The organism is Salipiger sp. 1_MG-2023 (genome assembly GCF_030547555.1).
Taxonomy (GTDB): domain Bacteria; phylum Pseudomonadota; class Alphaproteobacteria; order Rhodobacterales; family Rhodobacteraceae; genus Salipiger.
The window spans coordinates 41,680-64,361 of sequence record NZ_JAUOQN010000019.1 but is presented as its reverse complement, the minus strand read 5'-3'; the positions used below and the strand labels follow the sequence as shown (position 1 = coordinate 64,361).

Sequence of the window (22,682 nt, the reverse complement as noted above, 5' to 3'; positions counted from 1 at the left end):
CGCACAATCGGGGCAGGATACCGCTATCATGGGCAAAGGATCAATGCGCCCCGGCCATTGCGGCCCGCGCGGGCGCGCTTTAGGGTCTGGCGCATGACACAGCGCCCCTTCGATCCCGTCCGCACATGGGTCTTTGACCTCGACAATACCCTGTATGCGCCGGCCGTGCGCCTGTTCGATCAGATCGAAACCCGGATGACCGCCTTTGTGATGCGCGTCACCGGCGCCGCCCACCCCGAAGCCGACCGTCTGCGCAAGGCGTGGTGGCATCTGCATGGCACCACACTGGCCGGGTTGATGGCCGAGCATCACATCGACCCCGAGGAATACCTTGTCGACGTGCATGACATCAACTTTGACGCGCTGACCCCAGATCCGCATCTTGCCGAGCTGATCGCCGCGCTGCCGGGGCGGCGGATCGTTTATACCAACGGCAGCGCGCCCTATGCGGCGCAGGTGCTCAGGGCGCGCGGGCTCGACGCGGCGTTTGATGCCATCTACGGCGTCGAACACGCGGGTTATCGCCCCAAGCCGAAGCCCGAGGCCTTCGAGACGGTGTTCGCCCTCGACGGGCTCGCCCCCACCAGCGCCGCGATGTTCGAGGATGATCCGCGCAATCTGGCCGCGCCGCACGCCATGGGCATGCAGACCGTGCATGTCGCCCCCGAACGCGCGCCGGGTGATCATATCGGCCACCACGCGCCCGATCTGCCGGAATTCCTGCGCGGCCTCCGGCAACGCTGACGCAGGGGCGGCGAAATGCTGCGCCTGCGACATTCTGCGCGATGATTTTCTGATCCGGTGTCTTTATGACCCCCGGAGTGCCGAGACGGTTCGCCCACCGGCCCCATCTGGGAGAGATCAGACATGACCACGACCGACCTGCAGCCGACCGTGACCGCCAAGGCGGGCCTCAGCCTTGAAACCGGGCTTTACCTGTTCGTGGCGGTGTTCCTTGCCGTGGTGATCGCCGCAACGGTAACCTTTGGCGCTGTCGGGCTGGCGATGTGCGCGCTGGCCTGCGTGCCGGTGTGCTACGCGATGATCCTGCTGATCACCGTCGGCAAGTAGTCGCATTGGCAACCCCGCGCTCTCTGCCCTAGATAAGGATCAAAGGAGAGCGGCGATGGATCACGACATACTCATCTCGGGCGGCGGCATTGCAGGGCTTTGCGCGGCGGCCGCCTTTGGCTCTGCCGGGTTTCGCGTGCTCTGCGTCGATCCCGCACCGCCGGTGACAGACCGCGAACAGGCCGGGGCCGACCTGCGCAGCACCGCCTTTCTGCAACCGGCGCAGGCCTTTCTGCAACAGGCGGGCCTGTGGGATCGGCTGGCGCATCACGCCATGCCGCTGCAGACCATGCGCATCGTCGATGCCGGGGGCGCGCTCCCCGAGCCGCGCGTGATCAAGGATTTCGATGCCTCCGACATCTCGGAAAAGCCGTTTGGCTGGAACCTGCCGAACTGGCTGCTGCGGCGCGAGATGGCGGCGACGCTCGAGGCGATGCCCAATGTCGATTTCCGCCCCGGCACCGGCACCAAGACGCTGTTCACCCGTGAGGCCTATGCCCGCGTCGGTCTGAGCGATGGCAGCGTGCAACAGGTGCGGCTGGTGATCGCCGCCGATGGGCGCAACTCGCCGATGCGCCAAGCCGCAGGGATCGGGGTCAAGACCACGCGTTTTGGCCAGAAGGCGCTGGCCTTTGCGGTCACGCACCCGCTGCCCCATGGCAATGTCTCGACCGAGATTCACCGCACCGGCGGCCCGTTCACCCTCGTGCCCCTACCGGATTTCAAGGGCCGTCATTCCTCGGCGGTGGTCTGGATGGAAGAAGGCCCGAAGGCCGAGGCGCTCTTCGCCCTGCCCACCGCCGCGTTCGAAGACGCCATGTCGGAACGCTCCTGCCACTTGCTGGGGCGGCTGACGCTGGCCTCGCAGCGCACGATCTGGCCGATCATCGCGCAACATGCCGAGCGGCTGTCAAGCGAGCGGCTGGCCTTGGTGGCCGAAGCGGCGCATGTGGTGCCCCCCATCGGCGCGCAGGGCTTGAACATGTCGCTCAGCGACATGGCGGCGCTGCTCGATCTGGCGCAGGCGGCGCCGGACCGGCTGGGCGATGCGGCGACGCTGGAGGCCTATCACCGCCGCCGCATCGCAGATGTGCGGGCGCGGGTGGCGGGGATCACAATGTTGAACCGAACCTCGATGCTGAGCGCGCCGCCGCTGCGCGATGCCCGCGCTACGGCGCTCAATGCGCTGTATAGCGTGACGCCGCTGCGCAAGACGCTGATGCAGCTGGGCCTTGGGGCGCGGGATTAACCCAGCAGGGCGCGGGCTGCGGCCCGTGCCTCGGGGGTGACGGTGTCGCCCGACAGCATCCGCGCGATCTCGTCTTCGCGGGCGTCTTCGGCCAGCGGCACCACGGTCGACAGGGTCATGTCGTTTTCGACGCGCTTTTGCACCCGCCAGTGATGCGCCCCAAGCGCCGCAACCTGCGGCGAATGGGTGACGACCAGCACCTGCCCGCCATCGGCCAGCGATTTCAGCCGCCGCCCCACCGCATCGGCGGTGGCGCCGCCGACGCCGCGGTCGATCTCGTCAAAGATCATGGTGACGCCGCGATTGCGCTCTTCGGACAGCGACACCTTGAGCGCCAGCAAAAAGCGCGACAGCTCGCCCCCCGAGGCGATCTTGTTGAGCGGCCCCGACGGCGCGCCCGGATTGGTGGCGACGGTAAAGGCCACGGCGTCGCGCCCCTCGGGGCCGGGATCGCCAGCGGTAACCTCGGTGCGGAACACCGCGCGTTCCATCTTGAGCGGCGCAAGCTCTGCCGCAACCGCCGCATCGAGCCGGGCGGCATTGCTGCGCCGCGCCGCGCTCAGCGCTTCGGCGGCGGCGTCATAGGCGCTGTCGGCCGCGGCCATGGCGCGTTTGAGATCGGCGATATCCGACTCGCCGCGATCCAGCGCCGCCAGACGGCCCGAGAGCGTCTGCGTCAGCTCGGCCAGATCGTCGGGCGCGACCGAATGCTTGCGCGCCAGCCCACGCAGGGCAAACAGCCGCTCTTCGGTGTCTTCAAGATCGGCCGGGTTGTATTCCAGCGCATCGAGGCAATCGGCCACCTCGCGCCCGGCTTCGTCAAGTTCCGCCATGGCGCGGGTCAGCGCCGCCATCGCGCCATCCAGCCGACCCTCGGCGCGCTCAGAGGCCCCTTCGAGCCAGCGCAGCGCGTTCGACATCGCGCCCTCGGCCCCGTCATAGCCAATGGCATCCGAGGCGCGAGCGATGTCTTCGCGGATGCGCTCGGCAGCCTGCATCATGCGGCGGCGTTCATCCAGCGCCTGATCTTCGCCCGGCTCGGGGGCCAGCTTTTCCAGCTCGGCGACGGCGTGGCGCAGGAAATCTTCTTCGGCGCGCACGGCGTCAAGCGCAGCTTCGGCAGCGGCCAGAGCCTTGCGTGCCTCGCGGCGCTGCGCCCATGCCGCGCGGGTGGCGGCAATCAGCCCATCAATAGCGGCGTAATCATCAAGGATAAACCGATGCCCGGAGGGGTTCAGCAGGCCGCGATCGTCGTGCTGGCCATGCAGTTCGACCAGCGTTTCCGACAGCCGCCGCAGCACCTCGCCGCTGGCGCGCCGGTCGTTGACCCAGCCGGTCTTGCGCCCGTCGGTGGTGTTGACCCGGCGCAGGATCAGCTCGTTCCCCGAGGGCAGCCCGGCCTCTTCCAGCACGGCGCGGGCGGCATGGCCGGGGGCCAGTTCGAACACCGCCGTCACCTCGCCCTGATCGGCGCCGCTGCGCACCAGTTCGGCCCGCCCGCGCCAGCCCAGTACAAAGCCCAGCGAATCAAGCAGGATCGACTTGCCCGCCCCGGTTTCGCCGGTCAGCACGTTGAGCCCCGGCTGAAACGCAAGCTCCAGCCGGTCGATGATCAGCATGTCGCGGATTTCAAGCGCGCGCAGCATGACGCCCCTGTCCGGTCAGAGCCACTGACCCTTGACCATCTGCCGGTAGACCGTGGAAAGCCAGTTGTCGCCGGTGACCTCCATCTTGAGGCCGCGCCCGGTCAGCAGCTTGTAGCTGTCCTGATACCACTCCGACCCTTGATAGTTGTAGCCAAGGATCGCGCCAGCGGTCTGCGCCTCGTCGGTCAGGCCAAGCGAGAGATAGGATTCCACCAGCCGGTGCAGCGCCTCGGGGGTGTGAGTCGTGGTCTGGAAATCCTCGACCACCGAGCGGAAGCGGTTGATCGCCGCGCCGAAATTGCCGCGCTTGAGGTAATAGCGCCCGATCTCCATTTCCTTGCTGGCGAGGTGATCGAAGGCAAGGTCGAATTTCAGGATCGACGAGCGGGCATATTCGCTGTCGGGATAGCGTTCGATCACCAGCCGCAGCGATTGCAGCGCCTGGAAGGTCAGGCCCTGATCGCGGCCGACCTCTTCGATCTGGTCGTAATAGCTGAGTGCCAGCAGGTATTGCGCATAGGCAGCATCATCATCGGTGGGATAGAAATCGATATAGCGCTGCGCCGAGGCGCGGCTGTTCTCGTAATCCTGTTCGAGATGATAGGCATAGGCCTGCATGATCAGCGCGCGCTTTGACCATTCCGAATAGGGATACAGCCGCTCGACCTCGCCAAAGTAATAGGCCGCCTGCTCGCCGTCGTTGTTGTCGATCTCGTATTCGCCGCGCTCAAAGATCTGTTCGGCGGTATAGGTCTCGAGGGGCACATTGCCCCGCGCGTAGCCGGGCCGTTCCTGCGCCGTGCAAGCCCCGAGAAGAAGGGCGGATACCGCCGCTCCGATCACAATCGTCCGCGATCTGTTGCCGCATGCCATGCCCGACAATCCTCATTTCCCGTAATGTGGCCGGTTTTGCGGCCCTTGGGCCAAGTCACTAGCACAGATAATTCCGGGGCAAAACGCCTTAACGATGTTTTGCCCCGGCTCGTCGCGCGGCAGTGACAGCCGGTGCAAACGCTTACGCGACGGCAGAAATCTCATGGAGATCGACACCCGCGCCCGGCAGGGTCGCGGCGCAGAGCGCATCGCATTCCACCACGCGCCATGCTTCGGGGGCGGCAAACAGCGCCACCAGCAGGGTGTTGGTGATGGCGTGCCCGGCCTTGTGGCCCTCGTAATGGCCGATGATCGGCATTCCGGCGGTATAAAGATCGCCAAGCGCATCGAGCATCTTGTGGCGCACCGCCTCGTCGGCATGACGCAGACCGCCGGGCGAGAGCACCTTGTCGCCATCAACCACCACGGCGTTTTCATAGGTGCCGCCAAGCGCCAGACCATTGGCCTGCATGGCATCGACATCGGCCTGACGGCAGAAGGTGCGGCTGTCGCACAGCTCGCGCACAAAGCTGCCGTTGGCGAGGTTCAGGCTTTTGTCCTGCGTGCCGATGGCGGCATCGTCGAAAGCGATGTGGAAATCCATGGTCAGCCCCTGCCCCGGCTTGGCGGGCGACAGGCGGGCCCAGCCCTTGGCGGTCTGCACATGCACCGGGCTCAGGATCTCGATGGCGCGGACGGGGGCGCGCAGGCTGCGGATGCCACGGGCAAGGATGCCACGCACGAAGGGCACCGACGAGCCGTCGAGGATGGGGACCTCGGGGCCGTCGATCTCGATCAGCGCGTTGTGAATGCCGCAACCGGCCAGCGCCGCCATCACATGTTCGATGGTCGACACCGACACCCCGGCGCGATTCTTGATCAGAGTGCACAGCGGCGAGACCACGACCGAATCCCACCGGGCCGGAACCAGCGCATCGCCGATCTCGATATCGGTACGCTTGAACCAGATGCCATGTTCGGCGCTGGCAGGGCGAATGGTCAGGCGCGCGGGCTGGCCCGAATGGAGGCCGACGCCTTGAAAGCTGACTGCTGATCTGATGGTCGTCTGCACGGTCGGTACCTCGGTCTTCGGTGATCTGCCCCCCACAGGCGGATCCTCGATGATGGAGATAGCCACGTGCCCCGAATAGCTCAAATCAAGTATTGCAACCGACTGAAACATCGTAGGCAAACGATACGCGAAACCTTGCCCACGCCGTGTGCGCCTGCGGCAACCCCCTGCCCCACAACGAAAAACGCCCCCTCGATGAGGGGGCGTCTGCCGTGGCATTTCAGCGAAATGTCAGTTTGCCTGACGCCGCAGGAAGGCCGGGATCTCGATCCGGTCCTGATCGGCGGCCTCTTCGGTGTCGACCACGGGCGCCGGTTTGTGCTGCATCGACGGCGCGGCGCGGCGCGGCGCGGGGGCCGCTTCGCCATGACCGGTCATGCGATTGATCAGCGAGTTGATGCCAAAGCGCGGCTTGTCGGCCTCGGCGGCGCGGGTCGGCGCGGGCTGCGGCGCACGGGGCGCTGCGGGGGCCTGCGAACGCGCACGGCCTGCGGCCTGCTGAAGCCGGGCCATGGTTTCGGGCGACGGCGTGCCCGCTGCCGGGGCGCGGGGCGCGACAAAGGCTTCGGGCTCGGACGCAAAGGCATCGGATTGCGGCTGGAACTGCGCGACCTGCGGGCGATAGACCGGGGTCGGCAGCTCGTCTTCCTCGACCAGCTCCTGCTCGTAGGTGGGCGCGCTGCGCTCTGCCTCGAATTGCTGATGCCCCATGCCTTCGAACAGCGAGGGCTCTTCTTCCTCGTATTCGGGCTCGGGTGCGCGGGCTGCCACCGGGGCCGGACGCTGCACCGGCGCGGGCGCGGGTGCGGGCTCTTCGAGATGGGTCTTGAGCGGCTCGGCCATGCGGCGGCGCGGCACCGGAATATCAAGCTGCGCGCCAGAGGCGTCGATGCCGGTCGCCACGACAGACACCCGCATCGTGCCTTCCATGCTGTCATCCAGCGTCGAGCCGACGATGATGTTGGCATCGGCATCGACCTCTTCGCGGATGCGGTTGGCCGCCTCGTCGAGTTCGAACAGGGTCAGATCGTGACCGCCGGTGATGTTGATGAGAACGCCCTTGGCACCCCGCAGCGAGATCTCGTCCAGCAGCGGGTTGGCGATGGCCTTTTCGGCTGCCTGGATGGCGCGCTCTTCGCCGTCGGCCTCGCCGGTGCCCATCATCGCCTTGCCCATCTCGTCCATCACCGAGCGGACGTCGGCAAAGTCGAGGTTGATCAGGCCGGGACGCACCATCAGGTCGGAAATGCCTTTGACGCCCTGATACAGCACGTTGTCGGCAAGGGTGAAAGCCTCGGTGAAGGTGGTCTTCTCATTGGCCAGACGGAACAGGTTCTGGTTCGGAATGACGATCAGCGTGTCCACGACCTTTTGCAGGGCTTCGACGCCCTCTTCGGCCTGACGCATCCGCTTGGCGCCTTCGAACTGGAACGGCTTGGTCACCACGCCGACGGTCAGCACACCAAGCTCGCGCGCGGCCTGTGCGATGATCGGCGCGGCGCCAGTGCCCGTGCCGCCGCCCATGCCCGCGGTGATGAAGCACATATGCGCACCGGCAAGGTGGTCTACGATCTGCTCGATGCTCTCTTCGGCGGCGGCCGCGCCAACCGAGGCCCGTGCCCCGGCGCCAAGACCTTCGGTCACCTTCACGCCAAGCTGCACCTTGTTGGGCGACAGCGATTGCTGAAGCGCCTGCGCATCGGTGTTCGCGGTGACGAAATCGACGCCCTCGAGGTTCTTTTCGATCATGTTGTTGACGGCGTTGCCGCCAGCGCCGCCCACGCCGAAGACCGTGATCCGGGGCTTCAGCTCTTCATCCTGGCCGGGCATCGAGAGGTTGAGTGTCATGTCAGTGTCCGCCTGTCATTTATGACTTTGTTGCACGCCTGTCCTTGCGCCTTTGCGGTCATTTCTAACCCAAACCCACGCGTTCGGTCACGTAAAAAACGCAGAATCACCACGAAATATGGGTGTCGCGATCAGCATGCGCGCGGGATTTCGCCGACCACCCCAGATTTGGGGGTCTGGACCTGAAACACACCGATACACCGCATGAGACAGGTGCAAAACGCGCTCAGGCGGGGCGGATCGATCTGATATCTGGAGACTGCTCGTCCCTCGGGTGCCGCTTTTCCACAGCGGTCTGTGCGTATCTTTAACATGGGGATGCAGGGCTGTCACGGGGATGCAGGGGCGGATCGGCACAAATTCGCGGAGCGCCTTGCCGAGGCGGGCGCTCTGCCCGCCAGAGCGCTGCGCCTTGCGCAGAGACATTGCCAGCAGCCGCTTTGCGCCAGTCGCCGATGGCGGTGTCGAACGGTGCGCTCGATCCCGGCAGGCGGATTGGCGAGGCCTGCGCTGATCGCCTACCAGTTGTCGCGGAACCACTTGACCGCCCGCGCGATCGAGCGCGCCGGGTAGCGATCCACAGGGATCTCGAAATCCCACCATTCGTCCTGCGGATGCGCCGCGAACAGGCACATGCCGACCGCACTGGCAAAACCCGGCCCGGTGGCCGCCTGCGGCAGCCCGTGCACCCGCATCGGGCGGCCCAGACGCACCTGATGACCAAGAATGCGGCTTGCCAGCCCGTCCAGCCCCGGCACCTGACTGGCGGCGCCGGTCAGCACGATCTGATGCGAGGGCATGTGATCGAACCCCGCCGCATCAAGACAGGCGCGCACCTCTTCGAGGATCTCCTCGACGCGGGGCTTCATGATGCCGATCAGCTCGGCGCGGCTGACTTGCCGCCGGTCATGGTGCCAATCGCCGGTATCGCCCGAAATCTCGATCATCTCGCGGTCGTCCATGCCGGTGGCGAACAGCCCGCCGTAAAAGGTCTTGATGCGCTCGGCCATCGCCATCGGGATCGACAGGCCCATGGAAATGTCGCCGGTGACGTGGTTGCCGCCCATTGGCACGGTGTCGGCGTAGATCATGTGTTTCTTCATGAAGATCGACACGCCCGTGGTGCCACCCCCCATGTCGATGCAGGCCCCGCCCAGTTCCTGCTCGTCCTCGACCAGCGCCGAGATCCCCGCAGCATAGGCCGAGGACGCCAGCCCGGCCAGCTCCAGATCGCAGCGTTTGACGCAATGCACGATGTTCTGCACCGCCTGCGCGTTGACGGTCAGCATGTGCATGTCGGTCGACAGGGTCTGGCCGATCTGCCCGCGCGGGTCCGACAAGCCCGAGCGATGATCGAGCGCGAAATTCACCGGCTGCGCGTGCAGCACTTCGCGCCCGGTGCCGAAATCGGGCACCTCGCAAGACGACAACACCCGCGCCACATCCTGTTCGGTGACGGTGCTGCTGTTGACATCGACCTTGCCGGTCAGCCCGTAGCTGCGCGGCTCGGCCCCGGAAAACCCGACGATGACATGATCGACGCGGATCGCGGCCATTTTCTGCGCCGCCTGAATGGCGGTGCGGATGGCGCGCTCGGTCTCGCCCATGGCGGCGATTTCGCCGAAACTCACCCCGCGCGAACGTGTGGTGGCAGCGCCGATCACCCGAAAGCCCGACTGCCCGGCAAGCGAGCCGACCCCGTCATCGCGCGTGGGTTCGTTGCCATCGAAGCGCAGCACAAGGCAGGCGATCTTGGAACTGCCCACGTCCAGGATCGCGACCACACCGCGCTGCATCGCCGCCTTGCGCATGTTGCGCATGGCACGCTGGGATTCATAGAGCTCGATCATTGTTGCTTTTCTCCGGTCTCCATGGCCTTGATCCGCCAGTACTCTTCTTGCCCCGTCCTGGTCAGTCGCAGCGTCGGGCGACGCGGCAGCCGCAGATCGACAGCGGCAATGTCGCGGCCCAGCATGTCGACCGCCTGATCCATCGCGATGGCGCGCTCCAGCGCCTGCACCGCGTTGTCTTCGGGAAGCAGGATGCGCTGCCCGCGATCCAGCACCACGTCCCAGCGCCGCCCGCCCATGCGTTCCAGCCCGCGCAGCCGCGCCGCCAGCGGGCTTGCCGCCCTGACCAGCGCCACCGCTTCGCTGACATGGGCATCGGCGCCGACCCCGGCGATCACCGGCAATCCGGGATAATCCGCGCGCGATTCCACCGGCCCCACATGCACCCCGGTCTTGTCCAGCAGTTCCAGCCCCGCGCCCGAGCGCCACAACACCACCGGCACGCGTTCGACCACATCCACCTGAAGCACCCCGCCCGAGCGGATGCGCAGGCTGGCGGATTGCACCGCATCAAGCCCGGTGATCTGCTCGCGCATCGTGTCAAGATCCAGATCGAAGGACGAGATCGGGAAATCCAGCGTCAGAACTTCGCGGATGTCTTCGGCCACGGTGATGCTAGCCCCGTCGATGGCCATCAGGTTGACGCGGAATTCGGGCCGGTTCTGGATCTCGTTGCGCAGACTGCCATAGGTTTCGACGATCTGCGTGCGGTGGCTTTCATAGGAAAAATACCAGCCCGCCGCGCCAATTGCGATCAACGCCGGCAGCCCGACGTGCAGGCCAAGCCGGAACAGCGGCGTCAGCATCAGCCGTTCGATGCGATAGGTCAGACGCGACGGCGCAGGATCGGGCCGGATGAACTGCGGCTCGGGCGTTCCCCTCACCTGTGGCACGAGGCATCCTCCACCATCCAGCGGCAGAGCTGCCCGAAGGACATGCCGCAATGCGCCGCCTGCTCGGGCGCAAGCGAGGTCGGGGTCATGCCGGGCTGGGTATTGGTTTCGAGCAGGATCAGCCCGTCGCGCCCGCGCGCCTCGTCCCAGCGGAAATCGGTGCGGCTGACACCGCGGCAGCCAAGCGCCTCATGGGCGCGCAGCGCGTAGTCGAGACAGGCATCAAAGATGTCTTGCGGGATCTGCGCCGGGAGCACATGACGCGAGCCGCCGACCTTGTACTTGGCGTCGTAATCGTACCAGCCATCGGTCAGGATGTCGGTCACGGTCAGCGCCCGGTCGCCCACCACCGTCGTGGTCAGCTCACGCCCCGGCGCATAGGTTTCGACCATCAGGGTTTCGGGCATGTCCTCCGACAGGCGCGGCGGGGCATTGGCCCCCTCCTGCACGAGATAGACACCAACCGACGAGCCTTCGTTATAGGGTTTGACCACATAGGGCGGCGCCATCAGATGCGCGGCCTCGATCTGCGCCTTGCTGGCCAGCAGGCTTTCGACCACTGGCAGACCGGCGGCGCGATAGGCCGCTTTCGTGCGCTCCTTGTCCATCGCCAGTGCCGAGGCCAGCACGCCCGAATTGGTGTAGGGCAGGCCCAGCCATTCCAGCAGCCCCTGCACGCAGCCATCCTCGCCCCAGCGCCCATGCAGGGCGTTGAACACGACATCGGGCGCCAGCGCCACCAGACGTTCTGCCAGATCCGGGCCAGCATCGACCTCGGTCACGTTGAACCCTTCACCCCTCAAAGCAGCGGCGCACTCCCGCCCGGAACTCAGAGACACCTCGCGTTCAGCCGAGGGGCCGCCAAGCAGCACCGCCACTTTCGGGTTTGCCCTGCTCGACATCCCCAAAACCGCCTTGATTCTCGAGGGCTTCGCCCTCTTGTTTTTATGCCCTTCGGGGGTATGCCCCCCGGTATTCTCAGTCGGTCAGGCCCGGTTTACCCGGACTCCGCCACATGTTGGGCCGCATAGTCACGGCCACCGGGTCAACCCCGGAACGATATGGTGCCCTGCTCGGGCTGCGCCTGCGCGCAGACGGGCCGGTTGTCCGACCTCGCAGTTGGCCGCCCCTCAGGACCGGCCAAGAGCCGGTTCACCGACCCTCATGATTTCCCACTCTAGCTGTATTCCGCTGTGTTGGAAAACCCTTTTTCTCACTTCCTCGCCAAGGGATTCAAGATCATAGGCGGTTGCCTCTCCGGTGTTCACAAGGAAATTCGCGTGCTTGGGGCTCATCTGCGCCCCGCCCTGCGCGGCGCCGCGCATCCCGGCATCCTCGATCACCTTCCATGCCTTGAGCTCATGGCTGTCATCCGCCCGCCCGGTCGAGCTGAACCCGGCAGGGTTGCGAAAGGTCGATCCGGCGGTGCAGTCCTTGGTCGGCTGCGTGGCGTCGCGCTTGGCGAGCTGGTCCGCCATGCGCGCCTCGAGCGCGGCAGGATCGCCCGGCGCACCCTCGAACACCGCCTCGGTCAGCACCCAGCCATCGGGCAGCGTGCTGTGACGGTAGCCAAAGGCAAGCTCGGCCGGGGTCAGCGTGACCAGCTCGCCCTCGCGGGTGACGGCGCGCGCCTCGACCAGATGGTCAGCAACATAAGAGCCGTAGCATCCGGCGTTCATCCGCAGCGCGCCGCCAATGCTGCCCGGAATGGTGCGCAGAAAGGTCAGGTCGATTCCCGCCGCCCCGGCCTTGCGCGCCACATGCGCATCCAGCGCGGCGGCTCCGGCGGTGACGCGGCTGCCCTCGACGTGAATGGCGTTGAAGCCCCGGCCAAGGCGGATCACCACGGCGCGCAGCCCGCCATCACGCACGATGAGATTCGAGCCGACCCCCATGGGGAACACCTTTACCTGCGCTGGAAGCGCCGCGAGAAAGGCCTGAAGATCCGCCAGATCGGCAGGCTGGTACAAGGCATCGGCGGGCCCGCCAACGCGCAGCCATGTCAGCTCGGATAGCGGGCGGTCGGGCGTCAGGCGCCCACGGGTCTGGGGATAGCTCATGGCAGAGGTTTTGCCTTGCGCCCGCGCGCTTCGCAAGACGTCATCGGCGAAACCGCGCCGTGATCCAGCGTAGCAGGTAGCGCAGCGGCCAGCGCAGGATGCTGGACATCGCAAGCAACACGATCAGCGCCATCCACCCGCCCAGTTGCCAGCCGACCAGCAGCACGATGGGAATGCCCGTCGCGATCAGGATATAGGCCCGCCGCCAGTGATTGTCGCGCGCCGGCAGCATCGCCATGATATTGGCGATGATACCCCAGGCGCAGGCAAGAAACAGCGACAGGCTCATCAGAGGCTCCCTGCCCTGGTGCAGCAGCGCAGTTCTTTCGCACGAAAGACCTGCGGGATGCGCTCAGCGTTCAAGCCGCGCCGGCAGGTTGTTGGCCCAGGCCGAGATCGTGCCCGCCCCGAGACAGACCACCATATCGCCCGGCCGCGCCTGTTCGCGCACCAGCCGTTCAAGATCGTCCTCGCTGAGGATCGCGCGGGCGTGCCGGTGGCCGTGCCGGATCAATCCGGCCACCAGATCTTCGCGCGAGGCCCCCGGAATGGGGTCTTCGCCAGCGGCATAGACCTCGGCGATGGCCACCACATCGGCCTCGTTGAAACAGGCGCAGAAATCGTCGAACAGATTGGACAGGCGCGAATAGCGATGCGGTTGGTGCACCGCGATCACCCGCCCTTCGGAGGCCTGACGCGCCGCCTTCAGCACCGCCGAAATCTCGACCGGATGGTGGCCGTAATCGTCGATGACGGTCACGCCATTGACCTCGCCCACCCGGGTAAAGCGCCGGTTGACGCCGCCAAACCCCGCAAGCGCCGCACGGATTTCCTCGCGCTTCATCCCAAGATGACGCGCCACCGCCACCGCCGCCAAAGCGTTCGAGACGTTGTGATCGCCCGGCATCGGCAGCGAGCAGCCTTCGATCTTCTCGCCTTCCGCCTGAAGCAGGATGTCGAACTTGGCGATGCCCTTTTCGTAATGCAGGTTCACCGCCCGTACATCGGCCTGCGCGTTGAAGCCATAGGTGGTGATGCGCCGGTCGGTGACCCGCCCCACCAGCGCCTGAACCTCGGCGTGATCGGTGCAGCACACCGCCAGCCCGTAGAACGGAATGTTCGACACGAACTGGTAAAAACCGTCGCGCAGGTTCTCGATACTGCCCCAGTGCTCCATGTGCTCGGGGTCGATGTTGGTGACGATGGCGATGGTCGCCGGAAGCCGGTTGAAGGTGCCGTCGGATTCATCCGCCTCGACCACCATCCATTCACCAAGCCCCACGCGCGCGTTCGAGCCATAGGCATGGATGATGCCGCCGTTGATCACCGTGGGATCGTATTTGCCCGCATCCAGCAGCGTCGCCACCATGGTCGTGGTGGTGGTCTTGCCGTGCGTGCCCGCGACGGCGACGTTGGATTTCAGCCGCATCAGCTCGGCCAGCATCTCGGCCCGGCGCACCACCGGCAGACCGCGCCGACGCGCCTCGTCCAGCTCGGGGTTGCCCGGCTTGATCGCCGAGGAGATCACCACCACCTCGGCCTCGGCAAGGTTCTCGGCCGCCTGCCCTTCGAACACCAGCGCGCCCTTTTCTTCCAGCCGCTCGGTGATCTTGCTGCGCTTGAGGTCAGAGCCCTGCACCACATAGCCATGGTTCAGCAGAACCTCGGCAATGCCCGACATGCCGATGCCCCCGATGCCGACGAAATGAATCGCCCCTACATCGCCCGGAAGTTTGGTCGCCGCGTTCATCATGCCTCTTTCGCCGTGCCTGTGATGTTTCATGCCTGCCCCTCCTCTGCTGTCATGTCTGGTTCGAATCCGCCCAGCCGCTCGACCAGCGCCGCCAGATCCGCCGCCGCATCGGGTTTCGAGATCCGCATCGCCGCATGCGCCATATGCGCCGCGCCCTCGGGGTTGCTCAGGATGGCCATAATCGCCTCGGACATCGCCTCGACCGTCAGCTTGCTTTCGGGGATGCGGATCGCCGCGCCCGCATCGACCAGCCCCTGCGCATTGACCGTCTGGTGATCGCCCGCCGCCACCGCGTAGGGCACAAGGATCGACGGGCGCCCGATCACCGAGATATCCGCCACCGAGGACGCCCCCGAGCGCGAGATCACCAGCTGCGCCTCGGACATCCGCGCCGGGATGTCATCGAAGAACGGCTTCACCTCGGCGTCGATGGCATGGTCGAGATAATACTGGCTGACCCGCTGGCCATCCTCGTCGCGGGCCTGATGGCTGATGCGCAGATTGCGCAGGATCTCGACAGGGAGCGCCTCGATCGCCGGGGGCACCACATCCGACAGGATGCGCGCGCCCTGGCTGCCGCCGATCACAAGGATCGACATCGGGTAATCGCCCGGCACGATGTAGCCCGCCCCGGCGCGCTCGCGCACCGCGCCGCGCACCGGGTTGCCGGTGTGCACCGCCTCGACGCCCTCCGGCAGTTTGGTCGGCCAAGTGCCGCAGGCTACGACATCGACCTTTTTGGCAAAGATCTCGTTGACCCGGCCGGGCACGCCGTTCTGCTCGTGGATCATGCGCGGCAGCTTCATCAGCTGCGCCGCCGCCAGCGCCGGGATCGACGGATAGCCGCCAAAGCCCACCACCACATCGGGGCGGTCCCGGCGAAACCCCAGCATCGCCTGCACCACGCCAGAGCCGATGCGAAACGGCACGCCCAGCTTGCTGGCGATGCCGCCGCGCGCAAAGGTGGCCGAGGCGATCTGCTCGATTTCGGTGCCCTCGGGAAAGCCCCCGGTGTAGCGCGCCCCGCGGGCATCAGTGGTCAGCTTGACGCGCCAGCCACGGGCCAGCAACGTCTCGGCTAGCGCCTGCGCCGGGAACATGTGCCCGCCGGTGCCACCGGCCGCCATGACAAGCAAGGGACGCCTGTACCGTTCTGTCATCTGAGCCCCTCGCCTTCGCCTGATCCTACCGCACCTGAAAAGATGTTGCGTGAATGAGCGGGCGCGCAAGCGCCCGAATTCGGGCTTTCCTAGTCAACTCGCCGCTGCGGGGAAAGCCCTGCCCGCCGCTACGTTGCTCAGCGGCGCATGCCGCGCAGGATTTCGCCGATCTCGCCTTGCGGGCGCGAGCGGGTGAAGGCCAGAAGCATGCCGACCGCAATCCCCCCCGCGATCAGCGACGAGCCGCCATAGCTGACAAAGGGCAAGGTCATGCCCTTGGCAGGCAGCAGGCGCACCGCCACGCCCATGTTGATCATCGCCTGCACCCCGAACATCGCCGCAAGGCCGGTGCCAGCGAGGCGGATGAACGGATCGCGCTCGCGCATCAGGCGCAGCAGAGAGCGCACCACGACCACGGCATAAAGCGCGATGATCACCAGCACGAGAATAAGCCCGTATTCCTCGGCCGCGACGGCAATGATGAAATCGGTATGCGCGTCGGGCAGCGACCATTTCACCTGCCCCTCGCCAACGCCAACCCCAAAGAACCCGCCCTCCTGAATGGCGTTGGTGGCATAGCCCAGCTGGGTGCGCGGATCGACATCGGGGGTCAGGAAGCCGTCGATGCGGCGGGCGAAATGTTCCGAGCTGTTATAGGCGACCATGCCACCCAGCACCGTCATTGCCGCCATGCCCAGCAGCATGATCATCGGCGCACCGGCGACAAACCACATCACGCCCCATCCAAACAGGATCAGGCAGGCCTGACCGAAATCGGGCTGCAGGGCCAGCGTCAGCACGATGACCATCGTCAGCCCGAAAGACCAGCTTTTCCCCGGCGGTCCGCCGATCTCTTGGCTCGCGGCCATCATCCATGCGGAAATGATGACGAACAACGGCTTGAGAAACTCCGAAGGCTGCACCGAAGCAAAGCCGACCGAATACCAGCGCACCGCGCCCTTGCCGAAATCGGTCCCGAAAAACGGCAGACCGAGCAACGCCACGAACGCCAGCCCAAAGCCGATCACCGCGACGCGCCGCACCACGATGGGCGAGAGCATAGAGGTCAGCATCATTGCGACTAGCGCCATCCCGCCAAAGAACGCCTGCCTCTGGACATAGTGGAAGTGCGGCAAGCCGTTACGCTCGGCCAGTGGCGGCGAGGCGGCAAGCCCCAGCAGAATGCCGATGCCAAACAACATCAGGACGCAGGACAGCGACCAACGGTCGACCGTCCGCCACCATTTGGGCAAAACGGGCTCGCCCTCGCGCACGGGAGCCGTGCCGTACACCATTTCCGTCATTGGATCACCGCTCGTGAAACCCGGACTGCGCCGGTATATCTGCCTGACTTCGCCCAGGTTGACCCGGGTCGCAAAGATAACGGTAACAAAGCAGCACGCTCTTGGGAAGGCCCGTCAACGACATCAGGCGCAACGCCCGGTCGCCAACATGCAGGGGGGCGCTGCCCCCCCGCGCTCCGCGCTCCCCCCGGGATATTTGTGGCCAGAAGAAGTTGAAGCGCCGCGCCTAGGTTTCTTCTGGCCACAAATATCCCCGCCGGAGGCAGGCCGTCTATCGCGGCCAGGCGCGGCAGCGGGATTGATGAGGGGTCTTGCACGGCGCGGCGCTTCGTGGTCCTGAGGCGACATGCAGATTGAAACGCTGATCCTTGGAGCCGGGGCCGCCGGCATGATGTGCGCCGCCCATGCCGGGCCGGGTACGCTGGTGATCGACCATGCCAAGGCGCCGGGAGAGAAGATCCGCATCTCTGGTGGCGGGCGGTGCAATTTCACCAACCTTGGTGTCGTGCCGGGCTGTTTCCTGTCGCAGAACCCGCATTTCGCCAAGTCTGCGCTTGCCCGGTATACTCAGTGGGATTTCATCGAGCTGGTCTCGCGCCACGGCATCGCGTGGCATGAAAAGACGCTGGGGCAGCTGTTCTGCGATGGCAAGGCGACGCAGATCGTCGACATGCTGCGCCACGAGATGACCGCCGCCGGGGCCGAGCTGTGGCTGCGCACCGCGCTGGTCGATCTGTCGCATGATGGGGCGCGCTTCACTGCGGTGCTTGAACGCGAGGGCACGCGGCGCAGCGTCAGCGCGCGCAATCTGGTACTGGCCACCGGCGGTCGGTCGATACCGAAAATGGGCGCGAGTGGGCTTGCCTGTGATATTGCGCGGCGTTTCGGGCTTGATCTAGTGCCGCAACGGCCGGGGCTGGTGCCGTTTACGTTCGCCGATGGCCGTTTTGCAACGCTGGCCGGGCTGTCGCTGCCGGTGCGGATGTTCAACGAGCGCGCCGGATTTGACGAGGCGATGCTGTTCACCCATCGCGGTTTGTCCGGGCCAGCGGTGCTTCAACTGTCGAGCTACTGGCACGAGGGCGAGCCGGTGCAGGTCGATCTGCTGCCCGGCACCGACCTTGGCGCCTTGCTGCGCGAGGCACGACGCAGCCGCGGGCGGCGCGCTCTTGTCAGCGAGCTGCAAGGCCCCCTTCCCGCGCGCCTCGTGCCATTGCTGGCGCAGGAAATCGATCTGTCGGGCAATATCGGCGATCTGTCGGATCTGCGCGTCGATGCGCTGGTGCAGGCGCTCAAATCATGGGAGCTGCGCCCGCAGGGCACCGAGGGCTATCGCACCGCCGAGGTCACCCTTGGCGGAATTTCCACCGACGCGCTGTCGTCGAAGTCCATGGAGGCAAAGGCGGTGCCGGGGCTTTTTGCCATTGGCGAGGCGGTGGACGTGACCGGCTGGCTCGGCGGGTACAACTTCCAATGGGCATGGTCTTCGGGCGCGGCCTGTGGCCGCCATATCGCCCAGAGCGCAACATCCCGCTGAGCGCGACTTGAAAATGCAGCACTGGCGTTACATGATCGTCATCGAACCGTCATGGAGACGCCGCGCATGGCTTTCGCCGATCACCCCACCCTGCACCCGGTCAACTGGCTGCGCGATCTGCGGGCCCATGTGCCGCGCAAGGCTGTGCGCGACTGGCTGAACGTGCGGCGCTATGGCCCCGATGCGCCCCGGTCCGACGAATGCGTCTATGTCGACCCCAATGCAATGATGCAGCGCGCCGCCGGGCGGGGCCCGCGCCGCCGGCGGCGGCACAGCGGCATGATCATGGATGGCGACTGGGATCTGTCGCTTGTGCCGCTGAAGGATGATTCCAAATATGTCAGCATCGCGATGCATTTCAACGACGGTGTGCGCTGGGAAGACACGCCACTGTTCGAAAGACTGCTGAAGGAAATCGAGGCCGGGCATGTGCCCGACGATTGCGCCACACGCGAAGACCTGCTGGCACGCTATGCCGCCCTTGACCGGCTTTACGAGGAAACCCGCGCCCGCGGGCGGCTGCTGGCAAAGGTCGAGCTGCCCGATTATTTTCGCCGCGAGCATGGCGGCATCTTTGTGCATATCACCCGAGACGGCACGCCGATGCGGGCGGGGGGCGGCGCGCACCGGCTGGCGATTGCGCGCCTGTTGAATCTGCCCGAGGTGCCCGCGCAGATCGGCGTGGTGCACCCGCTGGCGATCCGTAACGGCGCGTTGCAGCGGTTGCGGCAATCGCGCCTGAGCCAGCCCTAGCGGATCGGCATCGACACCCGGAACTGCACCGTTTCGATGCCGGGGTTGTTGTCGTAGATCTGCGCGTTCGAGCGGTGATCGTAGCTGAGTGCGTAGCGCCAGCCATTGTCCGCCTCATAGCCCAGCTCGATTCCCGAACGGAATTCGATCGGACCACCCAGATCAAAGCTGTCGGAGGCGGCGTACAGCCCCGGCATCACGTGCAACTCGGTGTAAAAGGGCGAGTTGCCGAGACTGGTGCCCCATGTCAGGCCATAGCCCACCCATGCGCCGCTTTCCTCGCCCAGCGACAGGCCCATCGCCTGCCCGAACGGGCCAATGGTGCGGCTCAGATCGTAGCGCAGATAGGCCTCGGCGCCCGTGTCGGCGCGACGCTCCAGCGAGCTGCCCGCCGAAAAGGCCACGCGCGGTGCCACATCGCCCGCGCCAACGCAGCCCGAGGCGGTGCCACAGTGGTTCACGCCCATGTCGGTCAGCCCTGCAATGAGCATCAAGACTGCAAAGGTTCCGTCTGCCATGTCGTCCTCCGGTCAGATATTCGGGACAGGGATGGCCGAGATCGCCGGTGAAGTCCAGCGCTGCCAGCGGGGTTTGCACCGCCCATTGCGGGGAGGTGGCTCAGATCGCCTCAAGGCGCAGCGGCTGCGCGGCGGCATGAGCGGCGATGTCTTCCAACGGGGCCAGCCATGCGCCGCTGGCCACCACCCGCTCCAGCAGCTTTTCCATCTCGCGCCAGCGCGCCAGACGACCGGTCAGGAACGGGTGCAGCACCGGCATCCAGAAGCCGCCCACCTCGAGCATGGCGTCGAATTCCTCGGCAAAGGCGCGGATGCCGTCGGACGGTGCGCGCACCGGCATCAGGTAATCGATCTCGGCGAAATGGGCAAAGGGCGGCCAGTCGTCGGTGCCCCAATGCGGCGGCATCTCGATCAGGCTGCCCCGTTCGCTCTGCACGAGATAGGGCAGATCGTCGGCCATCATCGAGCTGTCGTACAGGAAGCCATGGGCGATCAGCCGGTCCACCATGGCAGGGGTGATCGAATAGACCGGCGCGCGGTAGCCGCGCGGCTTGCGCCCGGTCATCGCCACATGCACCTCGAGCGCGCGTTCGAACAGCTCGGCCTCATGGGCGTCGGAATGGCTCATCGGGTCTTCGTGGCACCACGAATGATGGCCGATCTCGTGCCCGTCCTTGAGGATCGCCTCGACCGTGTCGGGGTAGTTCTGCATCACCCAGGCCGGCATGAAAAAGGTCTGGCGCAGGCCGAACCGGCGATAGGTCTCAAGGATGCGCGGCACCGCGACGGTTGGCCCGTAACGACCCATCGAGATCGGCTGAAGCCGCAGCTCGGCATCCTCGGGCCGAGCGCAGCGGATCAGACTGTCGGCATCAATGTCGAAGCTGACGCAGGCGGCGACGGGGCGGCCTTCGGGCCATTGGATCGGGTTGAGGAACATGGAAAGCCTTTCAGGACAGGGACAACAGCGCCGACAGGTCGCGGCGCAGCGCATCGCAGGCCGCATCGACGCTTTGATCGGAGGTGACGAAGCGCTGGAACCGCGCATTGATCAGATCGAACAGCGCGGCGGCGGCGGGCGCAGCATCAAGGCGCTGTGCCAGCGCCTGAACCAGCGCCCCGTCCAGCGCTGCGTACTCTGCCGCAGCCGCAGATCCGGCCTCGGCGGCGACGGCGGCCAGCACCTGTCGCCACGTGGCGCGGCCAAGGCCCTGATCGGCGTGCAGCATGATCTGCCGGGCAAAGGCCACGGTCAGCGTCAGCGCATCGGCCTGCGCGGGCAGCACCGCCGCAAGCCGGTCCAGCAGCTGCGCATCGCTTTGCGCGACCATCGCCAGCAACACGCCCGCCTTGGTGCCGTAGTAATTGTGCACCGTCACATGGCTGACCCCGGCGGCGGCGGCGATATCCTCGACGGTGGTCGCGCCATAGCCGTTCCGCGCGAACAGCGTCTGCGCCGCGTCCATGATGGCGCGGCGGCGATCCTGTTTCTGGCGATTTCGCAGGCTGGCCATGGCGATCCTTTCGCATCAGCTTAACCGCAACAAATTTTTTATTGAATAAACTATTTCACTCTGTAGCGTCAGCCCGCAAACGAAAGGGCATTTCATGGGCGGCAGGATCGGGTTTGACTTCAGCGGGCAGCGGGTGCTTGTCACCGGCGCATCCAGCGGCATCGGCCTTGGCATCGCGCGCGCCTTTCATGCGGCGGGGGCGACGCTGACCGTGCTTGCGGACAGCCCGGCGATTCACGACACCGCCCTGCCCGGCGCGCGGGCGATACAGTGCGACATATCCGATGCCGAGGCGGTGAGCGCGGCGCTGGCCGATACCGGCCCGCTGGATGTGCTGGTGAACAACGCCGGGCTGGAGCGCCCGACCCCGCTGATCCCGGGGCGCGATGAAACCTTCGAGCGCGTCCTTGCCGTCAACGTCACCGGCACGCGCAATGTCACCGGGGCGCTGCGTGATCGGCTGAGCGAGGGCGCCTCGGTGATCCTCACCGCGTCGATCTGGGCGCGCACGGCGGTGCCAGAGTTTGCCGCCTATGTCGCAAGCAAACACGCCACGCTGGGCCTGACCCGCACTTGGGCGCATGAGCTGGGGCCACGCGGCATCCGGGTCAACGCGGTCTGCCCCGGCTGGGTGCGCACCGGCCCGGCGATGAATTCGCTGCGGGAGATGGCGCGCGCATCCAACCGCTCCGAAGCCGAGGTCGCGGCAGAGCTTTCCGCCGCACAGGTCTTGCCCGGCCTGATGGACCCCGACGATATCGCCGGGCTGTACCTGTATCTTGCCTCGGACGGCGCGGCGAACATCACCGGGCAGGCGATCACCATCGACCGCGGCGAGGTGATGGCATGACTCTGCAGGGCAAGACCGCGCTGGTCACCGGCGGCTCCCGCGGGATCGGGCGCGCCATCGCGCTGGCGCTGTCGGCGGCCGGAGCGCGAGTGGCGTTCTGTCACCCCGGTGACGCCGCCGCCGGGCCAACCCTCGCCGCGCTTGACGCACAGGGCGAGGCGATGGGGTTTGCCGCCGATGTTTCGGACGAGGCGCAAGTCATCGCCTTTCACGACGCCGCCTTTGCCCGGTTCGGTGCGCCGGATATTCTGGTCAACAACGCTGGCATCCTGCACGAGGCACCGCTGCGCGACACGAGCGCCGGGGATTTCGACAAGGTGATCGCGGTGAACCTACGGGGCTGTTTCCTCAATTGCCGCGAATTTTCCCGGCGCTCGGATGCGGGGCGCATCATCAACATCGCCTCCGAGCTGGCCTTGGTCGGGCGCGCAGACCTTGTGGCCTATTGCGCCTCGAAGGGGGCGATCCTGTCGCTGACCAAGGCGCTGGCGCGCGAATTGGCCCCCGGCATTCTGGTCAACGCCATCGCTCCGGGGCCGATCGAGACCGACATGACCGCGCCCGCCTCGATGAGCCCAGAGCAGATCGCAATGGACCTTGCCTCGCCGCTGGCCCGCTACGGCCAGCCCGGCGACATCGCCGCCATGGCGCGATTCCTTGCGGGCGAAGAGGCGGGGTTCATCACCGGGCAATGTTTCGGGGTGAACGGCGGCAGCGCCATGCCCTGAGGG

At 66.1% G+C, this 22,682-nt stretch carries 22 protein-coding genes; 7 read left to right on the top strand and 15 right to left on the bottom strand.

Features of this window, described 5'->3' with window-relative positions; translation table 11 throughout:
- Positions 1 to 93: 93 nt before the first annotated feature.
- From Q4543_RS11275 to Q4543_RS11265, 3 genes are all read left to right on the top strand, one after another.
- On the top strand, positions 94 to 744 hold the full coding sequence (locus Q4543_RS11275) for a pyrimidine 5'-nucleotidase (RefSeq protein ID WP_303438361.1): 651 nt from the start codon (positions 94 to 96) through the stop codon (positions 742 to 744).
- 123 nt (positions 745 to 867) lie between these two features.
- Entirely contained in the window at positions 868 to 1,071 is a 204-nt protein-coding gene (locus tag Q4543_RS11270) for a hypothetical protein (RefSeq protein WP_303438359.1), read from the top strand.
- 55 nt (positions 1,072 to 1,126) lie between these two features.
- Complete coding sequence (locus Q4543_RS11265; protein WP_303438357.1) at positions 1,127 to 2,320, top strand: UbiH/UbiF family hydroxylase; 1,194 nt, start codon at positions 1,127 to 1,129, stop codon at positions 2,318 to 2,320.
- Here the strand turns inward: Q4543_RS11265 and recN are convergent.
- The 12 genes from recN to Q4543_RS11205 form a co-directional block, all read right to left on the bottom strand.
- Positions 2,317 to 3,966, bottom strand: a complete 1,650-nt coding sequence (gene recN, locus Q4543_RS11260; RefSeq protein WP_303438355.1) for a DNA repair protein RecN — start codon at positions 3,964 to 3,966, stop codon at positions 2,317 to 2,319. The genes Q4543_RS11265 and recN overlap by 4 nt on opposite strands.
- A 15-nt stretch (positions 3,967 to 3,981) precedes the next feature.
- Positions 3,982 to 4,839, bottom strand: coding sequence for an outer membrane protein assembly factor BamD (locus Q4543_RS11255; protein WP_303438353.1), 858 nt, complete (start codon positions 4,837 to 4,839; stop codon positions 3,982 to 3,984).
- Positions 4,840 to 4,981: 142 nt separating this feature from the next.
- On the bottom strand, positions 4,982 to 5,911 hold the full coding sequence (gene lpxC, locus Q4543_RS11250; protein WP_216002702.1) for a UDP-3-O-acyl-N-acetylglucosamine deacetylase: 930 nt from the start codon (positions 5,909 to 5,911) through the stop codon (positions 4,982 to 4,984).
- Between the two features lie 231 nt (positions 5,912 to 6,142).
- Positions 6,143 to 7,759 (bottom strand): cell division protein FtsZ, encoded by a 1,617-nt coding sequence (ftsZ, locus tag Q4543_RS11245; protein WP_303438350.1) that lies wholly within the window; start codon positions 7,757 to 7,759, stop codon positions 6,143 to 6,145.
- A gap of 518 nt (positions 7,760 to 8,277) precedes the next feature.
- Positions 8,278 to 9,609, bottom strand: coding sequence for a cell division protein FtsA (ftsA, locus tag Q4543_RS11240; RefSeq protein WP_216002700.1), 1,332 nt, complete (start codon positions 9,607 to 9,609; stop codon positions 8,278 to 8,280).
- Positions 9,606 to 10,493, bottom strand: a complete 888-nt coding sequence (locus Q4543_RS11235) for a cell division protein FtsQ/DivIB (protein WP_303438384.1) — start codon at positions 10,491 to 10,493, stop codon at positions 9,606 to 9,608. Before Q4543_RS11235 ends, ftsA begins: the two co-directional genes overlap by 4 nt.
- Positions 10,490 to 11,404 carry a D-alanine--D-alanine ligase gene (locus tag Q4543_RS11230; RefSeq protein WP_303438348.1) on the bottom strand — a complete coding sequence of 305 codons (915 nt, stop codon included), beginning with the start codon at positions 11,402 to 11,404 and terminating at the stop codon, positions 10,490 to 10,492. The genes Q4543_RS11235 and Q4543_RS11230 overlap by 4 nt, the downstream gene beginning before the upstream one ends.
- Positions 11,405 to 11,632: 228 nt before the next feature.
- Entirely contained in the window at positions 11,633 to 12,562 is a 930-nt protein-coding gene (murB, locus tag Q4543_RS11225; RefSeq protein ID WP_303438347.1) for a UDP-N-acetylmuramate dehydrogenase, read from the bottom strand.
- A 40-nt stretch (positions 12,563 to 12,602) separates the two neighbouring features.
- On the bottom strand, positions 12,603 to 12,851 hold the full coding sequence (locus Q4543_RS11220) for a DUF2484 family protein (protein ID WP_303438345.1): 249 nt from the start codon (positions 12,849 to 12,851) through the stop codon (positions 12,603 to 12,605).
- A gap of 63 nt (positions 12,852 to 12,914) precedes the next feature.
- The gene (gene murC, locus Q4543_RS11215) at positions 12,915 to 14,312 is read right to left on the bottom strand and encodes a UDP-N-acetylmuramate--L-alanine ligase (protein WP_303438382.1); all 1,398 of its coding nucleotides are present in this window, start codon (positions 14,310 to 14,312) and stop codon (positions 12,915 to 12,917) included.
- 29 nt (positions 14,313 to 14,341) lie between these two features.
- Positions 14,342 to 15,475 (bottom strand): undecaprenyldiphospho-muramoylpentapeptide beta-N-acetylglucosaminyltransferase, encoded by a 1,134-nt coding sequence (gene murG / locus Q4543_RS11210; protein WP_303438343.1) that lies wholly within the window; start codon positions 15,473 to 15,475, stop codon positions 14,342 to 14,344.
- Between the two features lie 137 nt (positions 15,476 to 15,612).
- On the bottom strand, positions 15,613 to 16,779 hold the full coding sequence (locus Q4543_RS11205; protein ID WP_216002695.1) for a putative peptidoglycan glycosyltransferase FtsW: 1,167 nt from the start codon (positions 16,777 to 16,779) through the stop codon (positions 15,613 to 15,615).
- Positions 16,780 to 17,125: 346 nt separating this feature from the next.
- On the opposite strand from Q4543_RS11205, the gene Q4543_RS11200 reads away from it, so the two are divergent.
- Both Q4543_RS11200 and Q4543_RS11195 read left to right on the top strand, forming a co-directional pair.
- Complete coding sequence (locus tag Q4543_RS11200) at positions 17,126 to 18,316, top strand: aminoacetone oxidase family FAD-binding enzyme (RefSeq protein WP_303438341.1); 1,191 nt, start codon at positions 17,126 to 17,128, stop codon at positions 18,314 to 18,316.
- A gap of 66 nt (positions 18,317 to 18,382) precedes the next feature.
- On the top strand, positions 18,383 to 19,069 hold the full coding sequence (locus Q4543_RS11195) for a hypothetical protein (protein ID WP_303438339.1): 687 nt from the start codon (positions 18,383 to 18,385) through the stop codon (positions 19,067 to 19,069).
- Here Q4543_RS11195 and Q4543_RS11190 read toward each other — a convergent pair.
- The 3 genes from Q4543_RS11190 to Q4543_RS11180 form a co-directional block, all read right to left on the bottom strand.
- The gene (locus Q4543_RS11190) at positions 19,066 to 19,587 is read right to left on the bottom strand and encodes an acyloxyacyl hydrolase (protein ID WP_303438337.1); all 522 of its coding nucleotides are present in this window, start codon (positions 19,585 to 19,587) and stop codon (positions 19,066 to 19,068) included. The genes Q4543_RS11195 and Q4543_RS11190 overlap by 4 nt on opposite strands.
- 100 nt (positions 19,588 to 19,687) lie before the next feature.
- Positions 19,688 to 20,527, bottom strand: a complete 840-nt coding sequence (locus Q4543_RS11185) for a polysaccharide deacetylase (RefSeq protein WP_303438336.1) — start codon at positions 20,525 to 20,527, stop codon at positions 19,688 to 19,690.
- A 10-nt stretch (positions 20,528 to 20,537) separates the two neighbouring features.
- Positions 20,538 to 21,101, bottom strand: a complete 564-nt coding sequence (locus Q4543_RS11180; RefSeq protein WP_303438334.1) for a TetR/AcrR family transcriptional regulator — start codon at positions 21,099 to 21,101, stop codon at positions 20,538 to 20,540.
- A gap of 94 nt (positions 21,102 to 21,195) precedes the next feature.
- On the opposite strand from Q4543_RS11180, the gene Q4543_RS11175 reads away from it, so the two are divergent.
- Positions 21,196 to 21,951 (top strand): SDR family NAD(P)-dependent oxidoreductase, encoded by a 756-nt coding sequence (locus tag Q4543_RS11175; RefSeq protein WP_303438332.1) that lies wholly within the window; start codon positions 21,196 to 21,198, stop codon positions 21,949 to 21,951.
- The gene (locus Q4543_RS11170) at positions 21,948 to 22,679 is read left to right on the top strand and encodes an SDR family NAD(P)-dependent oxidoreductase (protein ID WP_303438331.1); all 732 of its coding nucleotides are present in this window, start codon (positions 21,948 to 21,950) and stop codon (positions 22,677 to 22,679) included. Before Q4543_RS11175 ends, Q4543_RS11170 begins: the two co-directional genes overlap by 4 nt.
- Positions 22,680 to 22,682: the final 3 nt, after the last annotated feature.